Origin of the sequence: Photobacterium sp. MCCC 1A19761, from assembly GCF_037389125.1 — a bacterium.
Taxonomy (GTDB): domain Bacteria; phylum Pseudomonadota; class Gammaproteobacteria; order Enterobacterales; family Vibrionaceae; genus Photobacterium.
In genome coordinates, this window is sequence record NZ_JAZGTF010000004.1 from 1 (window position 1) to 15403 (window position 15403).

Consider the following 15403-nt stretch of genomic DNA (forward strand, 5'->3'; position numbering starts at 1 on the left):
TTGTACTCTTTCCAGTTATCTGTTCGGTAAGTGCTTTTTCCCATGAGGGTGGCCTGTCAGTAAACGTCACAAGATCAGATCACTGACTGCAAGAAAAGTTCACGCCGATTTAGTCAACAAAGCCGTAAAAAACTCCTCTGTTGGTTCAACAACTTCTGTACTTAGTGGATTTTTGATAGCAGATGATAAATCATCTATATCATCATAACCATCAATAAAAAGGACTTCACCCTCATCAGGTTTATATTTACCATCAAACTCAATTTCATCTTCAGCTTTATCAAATGTTTCTTCCTGTGCTGTAAGATAATTTGTTAATTCGTTTTGTACGTCACTTGACAGTTCAAATCTTACTATTCTTTTTGAAGGATCATTTGTAAGCGCAAAAAGATTAAACGACATATATTACTCCATTAACATACTATTTGATATTTGTTTCACTTCTTTGATGCTTTTCGGACTTCTGATCACTCTTTTTGCCATAAGCACATAGACCATACCACTATCAGACTCTACTTTGTAAAACCTGAATTTAGCTATATACAAAAGAGGATGGGTTGGAATATATGAAATAAACCATACTGCCACAAACAATATCCCAACAATTAATGCAGTTATTTCAAAATTAATTTCTGCTACTTTCATGATTATGGGGGCAATATAGCTACCAAGAAATACAAGCAGCAAGTAGTCCGCAGACTCAACTTTTTTTGCTTTAAAATTAATTATCTCAGCTTGCTTTCTTACGAGAGAAAGAATTAAAAAAGGTAAAGTCATTCCCATGACGGCAACGGCTGCAAGTTGGTAAAAAACAGTGTCCAACCCCACCGAATAGTACCTTACACCAGCCAAAGCTAACAATGCTGGTGAAAAGGCTGATAAAAAGAGTATAGATTTAAGACAATTTCTCAATATGTTCTCCTTGTGAGGCTAACGCCTGAAATAAGGTGCTCCGCTCTAAACTAGCACAGCGCTTCAAGCCTCATACCAAAACCACGAATGTGGCAGTACACCTTGATTGTTTGTTATACCTTAGATTGCGAATGAGCTTCTACTTTACTACTAGGGGTATTTCGAGACATTGCTTTACTTAGTTCCACAACATTTTCCATAATTTTAGGATCAAACTCTGTCGTATTCTTCTTAGTAAAAGCGCTATCGCTACTAATATTCCAGTGCTGAAACGCATCTTTAACTTGATCCCAACTTGCATTGGCTCCATACGCTTCTAAATAAAACTTACCGAAATTGATGGCATGTCTGCGCTCTGAGTTTTTTAGCGATTCATGCATATATGAATTACTAAAAATGAATGCATAACGTGCAAGAGCAACAAACATTGCAACGACCACTAACCCTCTAAACGTTATGTAGAGAAAATATGTCCATGTAAATCCCTGTGAGTTATGGAAAATTTCAGCGCCGTAGAAAGTTGAGGCTATCATAAAGATAACGCCACAAACGATAGACAAAGCGCCGACGCCTGACCACATTTTTGAAAGCCAATGAAAATTATTTTCTTTAGATTCAAGTCCAGTCAATGCTGTGTTGACATAATTTTGTGACTTACTTTCTATCTGCTTTCTACTTTCTTCTGTATACTTTGCCTTTTCTTGTTCTAGTTCTATATAGGCTGCTTCCAGTTGTTTTTCTCTGTCTCTAATTTCTAATTGTTTACTATTTAGCTCAACTTTCTGCGCACTTATTAAAGCTTCTGACTGTTTCCGACGAGAAATAATTTCTTGTTCACGTTCCTCATAAAACCTTTCTCGTTCGCGAGTTTCCAACATAAGCTCTTTTTCATGCTTTAACTGCTCTTCTTTGAGCCTTTTTCTACTTTCGTTTAGTTGTTGCTCTTGATGGTGGAGCAGAGCTTGCTGCTGAGCAATCTGTCGCTGTAACAAATGCTGCCTTTCGTTTAACTCTTCATATGCCAAAGAATACTCTTTATTAATCCGCTTTTCTTCTTCTACATATCGAAGCATATCTTCATTTGCCATAAATTATCCTATTATTTCGGAGGCATAACGAATGAGATGGACTCCCCCTCACCAGGCTTTACCACACTTGGTAAGTCCGCTCTCGTAATTACCGGAGGCCAACTTTGGAATGGAAGCCTATAGAGCCACTCTTACACTGGCCCCGAGACTCGGTCATATACCACAATCATGGCATCAAGGAGCAGTAAACTAGCCAAATGTAGAATGGCAGTCCCAAACCTTACATTACTTGACGCTGCTGACAATCGGAAGAACCCATGTACGTGTTAAGGGGTGCTGGCATGCACTACGAAAACTACCGCATGACACCCTATACACTAAGCCCAACGCAAATCAAAAATACCACGGGCGACAAATCTCTGTTGGATGCATCGTTAGCACGCTTTTGTCGCCTTTCGCTCATCCCACGTTTCTAGTACAAACAACGCTATAGTGTGGGCTGAATGAACTGCTAGACGAGCGTGCCTTGGTTTTAGATTGTATATTTTCCGCCCAGGACCGTGAGCTGAACTAGCATGGGTTCGAAAAGCTCCGATACCATCAACTACAGACAAAATTCCAGACAAGATTTTCTTTAAGTCATCATCTTCAAGACTATTTGTATTGAAACCCAGATCCTTACGAACAACCTTCCATACATTCTGTAGATCCTGTTTCTGAGGTTTTTCTAAGTTTTCATCCTCGATGTAAACTTTAAATATTGATTCGAGGATATTACAAGCAGCCGATACAGCCTCTCTTGGTTCTGTATTTACGTTGCTAAGAGCCCTTTCAAACTCGGCATCAATAGAAGGAATGTCACGACCTTGTATTAGCTCGGATAAAGCCTTGCTCGTCGGTGATGTACCGTCAGAAATAATTCCGCCTGAAATATAAAATAAATTACATCTTGCAAGTACTTTCTCGAGTTGTGTCTTTAGTGTTTGTTTTGGATCTGCCACTTGAAACTGAGCGCCGAAAAAATTCTGGGGCTCTGGAGATTCAGGCAATTCCATATAAGGTTCTATAATCTTACCGAGGATGACTAAAGGAAAATCACACTCTTTGTTTATTTGCTTTAACCAAGCATTGACCTTAACTTGCTTTGAGCCTTCTGGTGGCTCTGATGGTGCATCAGCAAACAAAAAAAGATTATCAATGGATGCATGACTTTCAAACGTTGGAAGGCTATCAGCAAGTACTGCAATAACCGGATTTGGTATATTTTTTTTCATATCTAACCTATTTATTTCCACTTACGTGCTAACGATATGCTAAGGGATGAACAACGATATATCTAAGCTGCAATAAAAGATTTTAAACACTAACAAACAAATATTAAAAACCCTACACGTTGTGAATTCTCCTTGAACAATATGATATATTAAATTTCAAGTGACCATTAAATATATCCACAAACTTTCACCTAGAAGCAAAAGCACATAAGGAATGAACTGGATTGTGAACCTTATCCGTATGTAAAAAGGAAAGTACCATGGGTTATTATAATAATTACTCATGTGGTTCTTGGTATAAAGGTAATCCAGTGAAGAGTGGTTTTCATGTTTCTGTAAAACATCATCGTATTCTTTAGCCAGAGCCGCATACTCTTCTGCTGTGGCACCATCATTGATACTTTTATGAACACGAATTGCCAACGCATTTAGAGTCATACCGCATTGATGAATGCGATCAGAACGAACTGCAAAGTTTGCCAAACTAAGTAGTACGGAGAAAACCAGAATTAGAATAGCCAAGACAACCTGTATGAAGTTCGTATAGTTTGGTGAAAAGCGAGACTCCAAACCAAATGTATCAACTAAAGGGATAAATATCAGTCCCATTGAAAAAAATGTGATAGTCCACAATGAAGCAAGGTTGTGTAGCTGTAAGCGTTCATGAGCGTAAAACCGGCTACATGCTGTTTTACGAATTCTATCGTAAAGCTCTTCTATATGATTTTGTTTTTGCACGATATTCCCTATCAACACAACAATTTATTATACCCGCCACGTCTGATTAGTCCGTTTTAGTACAGCCGTTTAGTCTTCTTTTCCCTGATCACTATTGGTTCAATAGAACATGAAAATCAGCCAAATACCGTTTCTCACATCGGAGCTTTGAGTAGTTTCAGGCTTTTGTCTGTTGGTCTGCCCAAATTCAATGAAACCGACTACGCGTACACAGTACTTCTAAGGGGTGTGTAGTGATCGTTGAACTCTTCACAGACATGCTACCGCCCTTGGATAACGTTACCACCGCCGGACAACACGCAAGCTATCGAATGAAAGTGAGACATTCCCCCAAAATACCATAATCGTTACTGACATTTATGATATGCATCACAATCCACATTTCTTCAGACAGAAAACTAAGCACGCGATTAGCCATGGGGATGATTTCAATGAGCTATCAATGCCCTAACCGCACTTGATAATCGGCAAGTCCCGCCACTTGGTGGTGTACTGCGGGGAGAGGAATTCACGGCGCATCGCCCACTTGGGGGTGATCCCCTGCGCGGCCATGAACACAGTATCTGAACCAAACTTTCCATTGATGCCGTCGAAAGCTTTCATCAGCGTTGGATCTGCTGGGGAGGTGTTGAACAAGTCCTGCTGGGCATGGCGGGCATCTTCCAGGTCAATTAACCCGACGCCCACCTTGTAGTAGCGAACACCCGGAATAAAGAGTGATTTGGCGGCTTGGGATGCGATTTGTGTCAGCTGCCGGGTGTCATCTGTCGGAAAGGCAAACCGGTACTGAAAACGTCTGCTCACTGGCGCTTCGTCGTACGGCGAGTTCCCGGCAAAAATGAGTATCTGGCGGCACAGCGATTGTTGTCGGCGCGCCTTGGCGGCGGCAATACCAGCGTGTTTACACAGTGCCTGCTCCAGTTCGGTCAGGGACGTGATCCGCTGGCCCATACTGCGGGTTGAAAAGATCTGCTTCTTGTCTGCCCTGGCTTCATCCCAGACTTTGCAGGGCTGGCCGTTGAGCTCTCGAACAGTCCGCTCCAGTTCGACATTAAACTGCTTTCTGGCGAGACCAGGCGGCATATCGGCCAACTGCAACGCGGTTTCAATCCCCACCAGCGATAACCGCCTGGCGATACGCCCACCGATCCCCCATATGTCTCGGGTCGTCATCTGCGCCAGTACCGAACGCCATGCCCTGCTCTCATCCAACACACAAACGCCCTGGTAGCCGGGGATTTTCTTTGCCGCGTGATTCGCCACCTTGGCCAGCGTCAGCGACGGCCCCATGCCGACACATACAGGCAATCGACACTCTTTCCATACCGTCCGTCTCAGCAAGCTGCCATGGGCCGCGAAATCCGGAATCGCTTTACTGCAGCGCTGAAAGGAAAGAAAGGATTCATCAATGGAGTAGATATGTTGCTCCGGCGCAAAGCGGCCGATCACCTCCATCATCTTGGCGGACAAGTCACCATAGAGCTCGTAGTTGGACGAGCAGACAATCACGCCTTTGGCTTTACACAGCCCCTTCACTTCAAAGTACGACTTAAATTTTTCAATGCCGGCTTCGCGCGCCTGGCGGTTTGCGGCCACGATACAGCCGTCATTATTGCTGAGCACAATGATCGGCCTTCCGCGCCAGTCCGGCCGGTATACCTGCTCGGCAGAGCAATAAAAGCTGTTGGCATCAACCAGGGCAAACATCAGGCCTCCAGTAACCGGCTGGCCCGGTGGCAGCGTATCGAGCGGACCACTACGCCTTCGACAGAAAACTGATCATCGCCACCGATCCAGATCGGCGGGTACCCAGAAGTTGCAGAGAGTAACCGCCGCTGCCGGGTATCGATGATCTTACAGACGAATTCACCATTGAAATTGGCGACGATGACATCGTGGTCTGTCACCGAGACATGTCGATCTACAATCAGGATATCGCCATCGAATATACCGACACCTTCCATCGAGCGCCCCTGTGCCCGCCCGATAAAGGTGGCACTGGGATGTTCAACCAGGAGTTCATCCAGGCTGAGCGGTAACTGAAGGTAATCGGCGGCCGGGCTTTCAAAGCCGGTGATCCCGGCACTTGCACAAATTGGGATGACGTTCATATTGCAAAATACTGGTTATTTATACAGTATTATTTTCAACGCTACCGGGGCGTTTTGCAAGCGCTCTGTCACTTCAATGGATCAACAGATGAAAAGGTAAGCAGGATGTGCGGACGATTCAGTATCGACAACTGGCTGGCAGACATGGTGAGGGATGAAATGAGACTGACAGGTTTTGCTCTGGAAGGAATTTGAAGGGAGGCCGGAGTGAAAGTGCTTGGCTACGCTATGGGACTAGATGGGACCAAAAAGGAGATGCTGGGACCATCCGTGGGACCGTGATGGGACCAAAATGGGACCATTCGTGGGGCTAAATACCGTCCCATCTTCCATTTTACTGTTTATGCATACAGCACAGTAGAAACGAAAAAGCGCCCCTTTCGGAGCGCTCTCAATCTTATTCCCAATCAAGGATAACCTTGCCGGAAAGCCCGCTACGCATGGCGTCGAAGCCTTTCTGGAAGTCATCAACCTTGAAGTGATGGGTGATAATTGGATTCAGATCCAGGCCTGATTGGATCAGGCTTGCCATCTTGTACCAAGTCTCGAACATTTCGCGACCGTAGATGCCCTTGATGATCAGGCCTTTGAAGATCACCTGGTTCCAATCGATACCCATGTCTGAAGGTGGAATACCCAGCAGCGCAATCTTGCCGCCGTGGTTCATGTTGGTCAGCATGCTGTTGAAAGCCGCCGGGTTGCCCGACATTTCCAGACCGACATCGAAACCTTCAGTCATGCCCAGCTCTGCAACAACATCTTCCAGCTTCTCTTTGGCAACGTTCACCGCACGGGTCACACCCATCTGACGCGCCAGATCCAGACGGTATTCGTTCACATCGGTGATCACCACGTGACGGGCACCGACGTGTTTCGCGACTGCCGCTGCCATGATCCCGATTGGGCCAGCGCCGGTGATCAGCACATCTTCACCGACCAGGTCGAACGACAGCGCAGTGTGAACGGCGTTGCCAAACGGGTCAAAAATCGACGCCAGATCGTCAGAAATCTCGTCCGGAATTTTGAATGCGTTGAATGCCGGGATCACCAGGTATTCTGCAAACGCACCTTCACGGTTCACGCCCACACCAATGGTGTTACGGCATAGGTGTGTACGGCCGCCACGACAGTTACGGCAGTGACCACAGGTGATGTGACCTTCACCTGAGACGCGATCGCCGATTTCAAAACCGCGAACTTCCTGGCCGATGCCGACCACTTCACCCACGTATTCGTGACCGACAACCATCGGGACCGGAATCGTCTTTTGTGACCACTCATCCCAGTTGTAGATGTGAACGTCAGTGCCGCAAATTGCAGTTTTCTTAATCTTGATCAGCAGATCGTTATGGCCAAGCTCCGGCTTGTCCACTTCGGTCATCCAGATGCCTTCTTCAGGCTTCAGCTTTGAAAGCGCTTTAATTTTCATAATCTCTTGTCCGAATGACTCTCCCGCAATGGTTCGGGAGAGTAAAATCTATTCATTGCTCGTTATTCACAACCTGGTCGTACAGTTCCAGGTCATCTCAGGCCCAAGTCATTTCGGGCCTAAGTCGTTTGGGCAACACATGCCCAATTGCCTGGATTAGATGATGCCCATGTCTTTACCGACTTCGATAAAGGCATCAATTGCTTGGTCCAGCTGCTCGCGAGTATGGGCCGCAGACATCTGTGTACGGATACGGGCCTGACCTTTCGGCACCACCGGGAAGGAGAAGCCAACCACGTAAATGCCTTTCGCCAGCGCGCGCTCGGCAAACTCGGCTGCCACTTTCGCATCACCCAGCATGATTGGGATGATCGCGTGGTCAGCACCTGCCAGGGTGAAACCAGCTTCAGTCATGCGGGCACGGAAGTGCGCTGCGTTGTCCCACAGCTGATCACGCAGTGAGCCGCTTTCAGCCAGCAGATCCAGCACGCGCAGAGACGCAGAGACAATCGCCGGAGCAACCGAGTTCGAGAACAGGTATGGACGAGAGCGCTGACGCAGCCAGTCGATCACTTCTTTCTTACCGGAAGTATAACCGCCGGATGCACCACCCATGGCTTTACCCAGCGTACCGGTGATGATGTCGATACGGCCCATCACGTCGTGGTATTCGTGCGTGCCACGACCGTGCTCGCCCATGAAGCCGACGGCGTGAGAGTCATCGACCATCACCAGCGCATTGTATTTGTCTGCCAGATCACAAATCGCAGGCAGGTTCGCGACGACGCCGTCCATCGAGAACACGCCGTCAGTCACGATCAGTTTATGACGCACACCCGCTTCGTCTGCAGCAATCAGTTGTTGCTCCAGCTCAGCCATGTCGTTGTTGGCGTAGCGGAAACGCTTGGCTTTACACAGACGCACGCCATCGATGATCGATGCGTGGTTCAGCGCATCAGAAATGATGGCATCTTCAGCGTCCAGGATGGTTTCAAACAGGCCGGCGTTGGCGTCGAAACAAGAGGTATAAAGGATGGTATCTTCCATTCCCAGGAAGTCAGACAGCTTGCGCTCGAGCTCTTTGTGCGAGTCCTGCGTACCACAGATGAAACGCACTGAGGCCATACCGAAGCCGTGCTGATCCATCCCGGCTTTTGCCGCTTCGATCAGAGCCGGGTGATTCGCCAGGCCCAGGTAGTTGTTGGCACAGAAATTCAGGACTTCCTCGCCCGTGTTAATCGAAACAGCCGCTTTTTGTGCTGAAGTGATCACACGCTCAGATTTGTACAAACCTTCAGCTTTTACTTGTTCGATTTGCTGTTTGATTTGGTCGTAGAATGCAGCTGACATGATGTTCCTCTCATTAGATTCTGCAAATGCACGCCGTAACGTCATTCACCAGACAGTTGTCCATATAATCAGGTTAGGTGATCTGTCTGAAAAAATGTTCAGTTAACAGGATGTTTCAACGCCAGCCATTCTAATCCAAGCCTATTCGGACTATTATCCCCTGACCTGGAAAAGGACTCTTGAACTATGGACACAAATACCCTGATTGCCTTAATGCCGGAACTGGCGGTTTTTAAGATTGTCGTGGATGAAGGCAGCTTCACGGCTGCCGCGAAAAAACTGGGGGTGACCCCGTCAGCGCTCAGCAAGCAGATCTCCCGGTTGGAAACGACGCTTTCGGCCAAACTGCTTGAGCGAACCACTCGCAAACTGGTGATCACCCAGTCGGGCAAGGGGATCTACGATCAATGCTGCACCATTTTACAAACCACCAAGCAGATCGTGGAATTTACCAGCTCAGAGCATGAAACGCCGTCCGGCTCATTGACCGTTGCCGCCCCGAAAGCTTTTTTAAGTATCGTGCTGCAACCGCTGGTTAAGCCGTTTCTGGCCCAATACCCCAATATTGAACTGAAGCTAAAAGCCTCTGACGGAGAAATCGATTTGATCTCCGAAGGCATCGACGTGGTGTTCCGCTTAACAGAAAAGCCAAGCGAAGGGCTGGTGCTGAAACAAATCGGCAAAGTGCGCCTGAGCCTGTGCGCCAGCCCGGATTATCTGGCCCAGCGCGGCACGCCACGCGTCCCGACTGATTTGCTGAACCACGATTGCATCTACCTGGGCGAAACACCGACCGACCACATCTGGGACTTCGTGAAAGATGACGAATTTCATTCGGTTCCGGTCAAAGGACGTTATGCGGTCAATCACTCGCAGATGCGGCTGAAAGGCGTGCTGGATGGTCTGGGGATTGGGATCTTCCCGGATTTTGTGATTAAACGCGCACTGGAAGAAGGCAGCGTGGTGGAAGTGCTGAGTGACTGGACCCTGAAAGGCAACTACCAGGGGGATATCGTCATGCAATTTGCCCAGACGAAATTCATGCCGGCGCGTCTGCGGGTCTTCATTGATTACGTCTCCGAACACTTGCCCCAGTACACGGTAGAATCATAATAAACCTCAAAATCGAACTTTCTTAGCATAAATCCACCCATATTGGCCTCGCAACGCTTCAGCTATACTGGATTAAGCCTAACGCGTATCAAAACACACGATAGCGTGATCCGCCCAACCCGTGGCACCGTTACAAGGATGTAGCCAGGTTTGATTGGTCTCACCCGGTCCAGGAGAGAACCGATGAAAATGATACCGCAACGTTGCTGTCGCACCTTCACCCGTCATGCCCTGCCCCTTAGCGCTCTATGTTGCTTGGCTCTGTTTTTCGGCACCTGGTTGGCAACCGCGCCCGTCGCCCGGGCCTATCCGCCGGACTCCCTGCACTGGCACCATCGCAGTATTCTCTATTTTGCCCCGCAATATGATCAGCACGTTCAGGCATTCCAGCGTGAGGTCCTGATGAACGATTGCCTGCTGCAAGAACGGGATGTGGTCACGATTGTGATCACCCATGACGGCTTCAACCAGCCTGCGAATCTGTTCAGCCCTGAGGACATTCAGATGCTGACACAAAAATATAATATTGCCCCGGATGCCCATACAGCCATCTTAATCGGCAAGGACGGCAAGGAGAAACACCGCTGGAGTGAAGTGACAAATTGGCGCTACCTCACTGAATTAATTGACAGCATGCCCCTTCGCCAGCAAGAAATGGCGATGAAAACCAGCCGCTGTGCTATCTGAAAGAATGTGAAGCATTTCCAAAACTCTTTCTACGCCTCCCGGACTACGCCGTCTAAGCCCCTTCTGGGGTGGATTTCATCACGTGCCAGAGCCAGTATGGTGTCCCACATTAACCTCCCATGCATGGTAGAGAAGAAGAATGATGAAGACACCCTACTTGTTCCATGGTCAGGATGCCTTTTGGGTGACACCGACCCAGCACCACCTGAAAGTCACGATGGTCAGCGAATCCGACCGTCAGATTTCAGCCATTTTTGTCCGCTGCGAACCAGACAACGAGGAAGAGCTGCTCGACATGGCGCGCGGCGAAACCTGCGGCCGCCTGCAATACTGGCATGGGGAGATCCCGCTCAACAGCGATATTCCCCTCACCCACTACTGTTTTAAGATCATGCAGAACAACCGCCAGTGGTGGCTACACGCACAGGGCGTGACCCCGCGGGTGCCGGGCAAAGAAGCCCACTTTAAGTTCAACCGCCGGGATCAACCACCGGCCTGGGTCAAACAGCAGGTGTTTTACCAAATTTTCCCGGATCGTTTTGCCAACGGCGATCCAAGCATCAGCGTCCAGTCAGATGAATACTGCCTGCGGGGCGATGAACGGCCAACGGTCGCGAAAGCCTGGGGCGCGCCGGTGTCTGACTATCATGAAGGGAACGGGCCGAATGAATTTTACGGCGGCGATTTAGCCGGGATTCACAGCAAGCTGGATTATCTCCAGACGCTGGGGATCACAGCGCTCTATCTCAACCCGATTTTTACCGCGCCGAGTAACCATAAATACGACACCACCGATTATCACCAGGTCGACCCGCACCTGGGCACCAACGCACAGTTTGCGGACATGGTCGGGGATCTCCACCAGCGCGGGATGAAAATTATCCTGGATGCCGTCTATAACCATACCTCGGTTGATCATCCCTGGTTTGATAAGCACCAACGCAACACAGGTGAGCCCGGCGCCTACAATCATCCGACCTCAACCTATCGCGAGTACTATCAGTTCGACGGCGACAGCAATGAATACATTGGCTGGAAAGGGATCAGCTCGCTGCCGAAACTGAACTTCTCCAACCCGGCCGTGCAGGACTTTATTTATGCCGGTGAGGAAGCCGTGATCAAGCACTGGCTGCAACCCCCCTATCAGATTGACGGCTGGCGTTTCGATGTGATCCATATGCTGGGAGAAGGCGCCGGGGCGGTCAATAACGCCCACTACGTCAAAGCGTTCCGTGACGCCGCCAAGTCGGTCAACCCCGACAGCTATGTGCTGGGCGAGCATTTCTTTGAAGCCACCCAGTGGCTACAAGGCGATCAGGAAGACGGGGCCATGAACTATTACGGCTTTGCCCACCCGGTACGGGCCTTCTTTGCCGGGTTAGACATTGCCTATCATCGCTGCCAGATCAACGCAGAAGAACTGGTCGACTGGCTCAACGAAGCCCGCGGCAAAATCCCGTGGCAGAACCAGCTCACCCAATTGAACCAGCTGGACAGTCACGACACCATGCGATTCCTGACCATGCTTGACGGCGATCAGGACACCATGAAGCTGGCCCTGCTGATGCTGTTTGCCTATGTCGGGACCCCCTGCCTGTATTACGGCACCGAAGTGGCGCTGGAAGGCGGTCAGGATCCGGACAATCGCCGCTGCTTCCCGTGGGAGCGCACCGAGCAGCCCCATGAGATGCTGGACTTTGTTACCCGGTTGATCCAGTTGCGCAAGTCATCCCCGGCGCTTCAGGAAGGCAGCCTCCAGTGGCTCCATGCCGAACATCAGCAACTGGCATTCGCCCGTACCTTGGACAATACGTTCAGCTTATGCCTGCTGAACAACAGCGACCATGCCAAAACCCTCAGCCTCCCGATCTGGCAACTGGGCGTTGAGCACGCGGTCTTGCAAGATCTGCTCACCGGAGATGAATGGCAAGTGAAAGACGGACATCTGGCAATCACCCTGGCCGGCAAGGAAGGATTGTTGCTGACGCAAGTCTGATCAGAATCAGGGGGAGCAAATCGATATAAATGCTCCCCCGTACAACTAAAGAGCAGCACTGAAGACCAGCAGCATAAAGCGCCAGAAACCGTATACATAGAAGTGAACACCACCAATCAAAAAGAAATCAGCACTGAGTTCGGCTATTTCTTCATCGTCTGACAGCAGTTTTTATGAATGTTATGCTTCTCACGCAGAATAACTCAGCCGAAGCTCCGCCCAATCCCTAAATACCATTACTTTTCACCTGCTTTTCGCAGCCCTTCTTGAAAGAAACTCATTGTTTACGTACTTCGTTTGGACTAAGTCTCTGATCAATGAGCAAAAGGTAAATGAATCGTTAAAAAATAAGTATGACGAATTGATGTCAGCCGTATGACGCCGGACGTGAAAAACATGACCACGATCACTGGCCCGAACCGATCCCGATCACACTTTCCAAGCCATTAATTTTACTAGGATAAAAACGACGCAAACGTTACACTGCGCCGCATAAAAATGACAACAACGAACAGGGTTAATGCCTGTTTCTTTTCCCCAACGTGAAAGGTCCTAAGCAAAGATGAGTCCGGAAAAATATCTTCTAGACTGGCAAACAAGCCAAACCAATGCAGAATCCATCTCACCACTACTTGGCCAGCTATACCGTCAGAAAGGCGTTGAAGTCCTGCTGTTCGGTCGCCAAATCGTGAACGCCTCTGTCATCGATATCATCAAAGCACACCGCTTTGCACGCCGTTACACCGGCAATGAACTATCGCCAGCACAGACTCTGCCACTGGTTCAAGCACTCACCGAAATGGACCTGTCCCCTTGCCGCGTCGATGTTGGCCGCCTGGCGCACGACTATTGGAGCAAGAACGAAGACGAAAACAACCTGACAGATTACCTGCAAACTGCACTGGCTGAGTCACTGAGCAGCTCGCTGTCTCTTGAGTCACGTGATGTCGTACTGTACGGCTTCGGTCGTATCGGTCGTCTGCTGGCTCGCCTGCTGATTGACAAGAGCGGTCAGGGTTACCCACTGCGCTTGCGTGCCATCGTGGTTCGCGGTAAAGGTGGCGACTTGGAAAAACGTGCCAGCCTGCTGCGCCGTGATTCTGTTCATGGTCAGTTCAACGGCAGCATTACTGTCGATGAAGAGCGTAAAGCAATTATCGTGAACGGTAACTACATCCAGGTGATCTACGCGAACAGCCCGGCAGAAGTTGACTACACCGCCTACGGTATCAACAACGCGCTGGTTGTCGACAACACCGGTATGTGGCGTGACGCTGAAGGCCTGAGCCAGCACCTGACCTCTCCGGGCGCTGCGAAAGTTCTGCTGACTGCACCAGGCAAAGGCGACATCAAAAACGTGGTCTTCGGTGTCAACGAGTCTGTGATTCTGGATGAAGACAAGATCATCTCCGCAGCCAGCTGCACCACCAACGCCATCACACCGGTTCTGAAAGCGGTGAACGACAAGTACGGCGTACTGTCTGGTCACATCGAAACGGTTCATTCGTACACCAACGACCAGAACCTGATCGACAACTTCCACAAAGGCGACCGTCGTGGCCGTTCTGCAGCGCTGAACATGGTTCTGACCTCAACCGGTGCTGCGAAAGCCGTTGCGAAAGCGCTGCCGGAAATGGCGGGTAAACTGACCGGTAACGCGATCCGCGTCCCGACGCCAAACGTCTCTATGGCGATTGCCAACCTGAACCTGGAAAAAGATGTTTCTGCTGAAGAGCTGAACAACTACCTGCGTGAGATGTCGATTAACTCACCACTGTCCGGTCAGATTGATTACACACAATCAACCGAAATCGTTTCAACAGACATCGTTGGCTCTCGCCACGCGGGTGTTGTTGACGGCCAGGCGACGATTGCTCAAGATAAGCGTTGCGTGCTGTACATCTGGTACGATAACGAGTTCGGCTACAGCTGCCAGGTTGTTCACTGTATGGAACAAATGATGGGTGTACGTTACAAAACTTACCCAGCAGCTTAATCAATAACTAGCTGAAAGATAACTATAAATAACCTCTTGCTCTTTGCCGCCTCCGCTCCACGGGGCGGCATTTTTCATTTCAGGCCACACCTGAGTCCCTGAACCCACTGCCCGGTTCAGCCTGAACCTAAAATGCATACCCGTTGGCCCCGGCCACAGCGCCGAAGACTGCAACCAAACTGAGGCTCAGCAATCCCTGATGCATGCGGTGCAACCAGACAAAAGCCCGCTCACTATTTTTCACAGCCTGCTGATGAAACCATCGGTGCAGGACCCAAGGCTCCAGCACAAAAAGCACCAGAGTAAAGATCCCCCACACAGCGGTCATCAGGTGCATCCACCAGAACTGTGGATGCAGATAGCGATCCCAGGCATTGAGCGTTTCCAGCATGTAATAGCCGCTGGCGCCGGTGATCAGGGTCGTAAGCTTCGCCTGTAAACCAAACCGGCCCTCCAGCTGTTCAAACAGCGCTAAACGCTGCTCGGCATCCGTCGTCTTTCTGAGGGATGGGATCAGCACTGTCGTCACAAAGGCGACCCCGCCAATCCACATCACCACCCCTGAAACATGCAATACCCTGGCAAGCACCAGAAATTCAAAGTCACCCATAAGCTCTTCCCCTGATTGGATTTTTTCATCAACAGGCTGGCAAAATCACCTTAGACCAATCATACATTTAAAATGTATGTTATTCCATTTCCTTATTTCCTCCTCATTCTTTCCATTTTTGCTGACCATTGTGACTTTATTCTTAGTCACGTTAATCAC

The 15403-nt window shown here is 49.1% G+C and carries 14 protein-coding genes; 4 read left to right on the top strand and 10 right to left on the bottom strand.

Annotation, left to right across the window (positions count from 1 at the left end):
• Positions 1–99: 99 nt before the first annotated feature.
• The 9 genes from VV869_RS06615 to VV869_RS06655 all read right to left on the bottom strand — a co-directional run bounded on the left by VV869_RS06615 (position 100) and on the right by VV869_RS06655 (position 8842).
• Complete coding sequence (locus tag VV869_RS06615) at positions 100–402, bottom strand: hypothetical protein (RefSeq protein WP_337734197.1); 303 nt, start codon at positions 400–402, stop codon at positions 100–102.
• Between the two features lie 3 nt (positions 403–405).
• Positions 406–912: a hypothetical protein gene (locus tag VV869_RS06620; protein ID WP_337734198.1), complete on the bottom strand. Its 507-nt coding sequence runs from the start codon at positions 910–912 to the stop codon at positions 406–408.
• A gap of 113 nt (positions 913–1025) precedes the next feature.
• Positions 1026–2000 carry a hypothetical protein gene (locus VV869_RS06625; protein WP_337734199.1) on the bottom strand — a complete coding sequence of 325 codons (975 nt, stop codon included), beginning with the start codon at positions 1998–2000 and terminating at the stop codon, positions 1026–1028.
• A gap of 374 nt (positions 2001–2374) precedes the next feature.
• Positions 2375–3214, bottom strand: coding sequence for an abortive infection family protein (locus VV869_RS06630; RefSeq protein WP_337734200.1), 840 nt, complete (start codon positions 3212–3214; stop codon positions 2375–2377).
• 156 nt (positions 3215–3370) lie between these two features.
• The gene (locus VV869_RS06635; protein ID WP_337734201.1) at positions 3371–3952 is read right to left on the bottom strand and encodes an SLATT domain-containing protein; all 582 of its coding nucleotides are present in this window, start codon (positions 3950–3952) and stop codon (positions 3371–3373) included.
• 447 nt (positions 3953–4399) lie between these two features.
• Positions 4400–5659, bottom strand: coding sequence for a Y-family DNA polymerase (locus VV869_RS06640; protein WP_337734202.1), 1260 nt, complete (start codon positions 5657–5659; stop codon positions 4400–4402).
• Entirely contained in the window at positions 5659–6063 is a 405-nt protein-coding gene (locus VV869_RS06645) for a LexA family protein (RefSeq protein WP_337734203.1), read from the bottom strand. The genes VV869_RS06640 and VV869_RS06645 overlap by 1 nt, the downstream gene beginning before the upstream one ends.
• 397 nt (positions 6064–6460) lie before the next feature.
• On the bottom strand, positions 6461–7492 hold the full coding sequence (gene tdh / locus VV869_RS06650; RefSeq protein WP_337734204.1) for an L-threonine 3-dehydrogenase: 1032 nt from the start codon (positions 7490–7492) through the stop codon (positions 6461–6463).
• 156 nt (positions 7493–7648) lie between these two features.
• Entirely contained in the window at positions 7649–8842 is a 1194-nt protein-coding gene (locus VV869_RS06655; RefSeq protein WP_337734206.1) for a glycine C-acetyltransferase, read from the bottom strand.
• 186 nt (positions 8843–9028) lie between these two features.
• Here VV869_RS06655 and VV869_RS06660 point away from each other — a divergent pair, with 186 nt between their 5' ends.
• The 4 genes from VV869_RS06660 (at position 9029) to VV869_RS06675 (ending at position 14634) form a co-directional block, all read left to right on the top strand.
• Positions 9029–9955, top strand: a complete 927-nt coding sequence (locus tag VV869_RS06660) for a LysR family transcriptional regulator (protein ID WP_337734207.1) — start codon at positions 9029–9031, stop codon at positions 9953–9955.
• Between the two features lie 183 nt (positions 9956–10138).
• Positions 10139–10642 carry a DUF4174 domain-containing protein gene (locus tag VV869_RS06665; protein ID WP_337734208.1) on the top strand — a complete coding sequence of 168 codons (504 nt, stop codon included), beginning with the start codon at positions 10139–10141 and terminating at the stop codon, positions 10640–10642.
• Between the two features lie 142 nt (positions 10643–10784).
• A complete protein-coding gene (gene malZ, locus VV869_RS06670) occupies positions 10785–12638 on the top strand; it encodes a maltodextrin glucosidase (RefSeq protein ID WP_337734386.1) in 1854 nt (617 codons plus the stop codon).
• Between the two features lie 562 nt (positions 12639–13200).
• Positions 13201–14634 (top strand): glyceraldehyde-3-phosphate dehydrogenase, encoded by a 1434-nt coding sequence (locus tag VV869_RS06675; protein ID WP_337734209.1) that lies wholly within the window; start codon positions 13201–13203, stop codon positions 14632–14634.
• A 127-nt stretch (positions 14635–14761) separates the two neighbouring features.
• Here VV869_RS06675 and VV869_RS06680 read toward each other — a convergent pair whose 3' ends face one another.
• Positions 14762–15244: a hypothetical protein gene (locus tag VV869_RS06680; protein WP_337734210.1), complete on the bottom strand. Its 483-nt coding sequence runs from the start codon at positions 15242–15244 to the stop codon at positions 14762–14764.
• Positions 15245–15403: the final 159 nt, after the last annotated feature.

Excerpts from the sequence above, each read along its gene's own strand:
- tdh (WP_337734204.1), bottom strand. The coding sequence starts at position 7,492 with ATGAAAATTAAAGCGCTTTCAAAGCTGAAGCCTGAAGAAGGCATCTGG.
- VV869_RS06675 (WP_337734209.1), top strand. The coding sequence starts at position 13,201 with ATGAGTCCGGAAAAATATCTTCTAGACTGGCAAACAAGCCAAACCAAT.
- VV869_RS06615 (WP_337734197.1), bottom strand. The coding sequence starts at position 402 with ATGTCGTTTAATCTTTTTGCGCTTACAAATGATCCTTCAAAAAGAATA.
- VV869_RS06640 (WP_337734202.1), bottom strand. The coding sequence starts at position 5,659 with ATGTTTGCCCTGGTTGATGCCAACAGCTTTTATTGCTCTGCCGAGCAG.
- VV869_RS06630 (WP_337734200.1), bottom strand. The coding sequence starts at position 3,214 with ATGAAAAAAAATATACCAAATCCGGTTATTGCAGTACTTGCTGATAGC.
- VV869_RS06645 (WP_337734203.1), bottom strand. The coding sequence starts at position 6,063 with ATGAACGTCATCCCAATTTGTGCAAGTGCCGGGATCACCGGCTTTGAA.
- VV869_RS06680 (WP_337734210.1), bottom strand. The coding sequence starts at position 15,244 with ATGGGTGACTTTGAATTTCTGGTGCTTGCCAGGGTATTGCATGTTTCA.
- VV869_RS06665 (WP_337734208.1), top strand. The coding sequence starts at position 10,139 with ATGAAAATGATACCGCAACGTTGCTGTCGCACCTTCACCCGTCATGCC.
- malZ (WP_337734386.1), top strand. The coding sequence starts at position 10,785 with ATGAAGACACCCTACTTGTTCCATGGTCAGGATGCCTTTTGGGTGACA.
- VV869_RS06660 (WP_337734207.1), top strand. The coding sequence starts at position 9,029 with ATGGACACAAATACCCTGATTGCCTTAATGCCGGAACTGGCGGTTTTT.
- VV869_RS06655 (WP_337734206.1), bottom strand. The coding sequence starts at position 8,842 with ATGTCAGCTGCATTCTACGACCAAATCAAACAGCAAATCGAACAAGTA.
- VV869_RS06625 (WP_337734199.1), bottom strand. The coding sequence starts at position 2,000 with ATGGCAAATGAAGATATGCTTCGATATGTAGAAGAAGAAAAGCGGATT.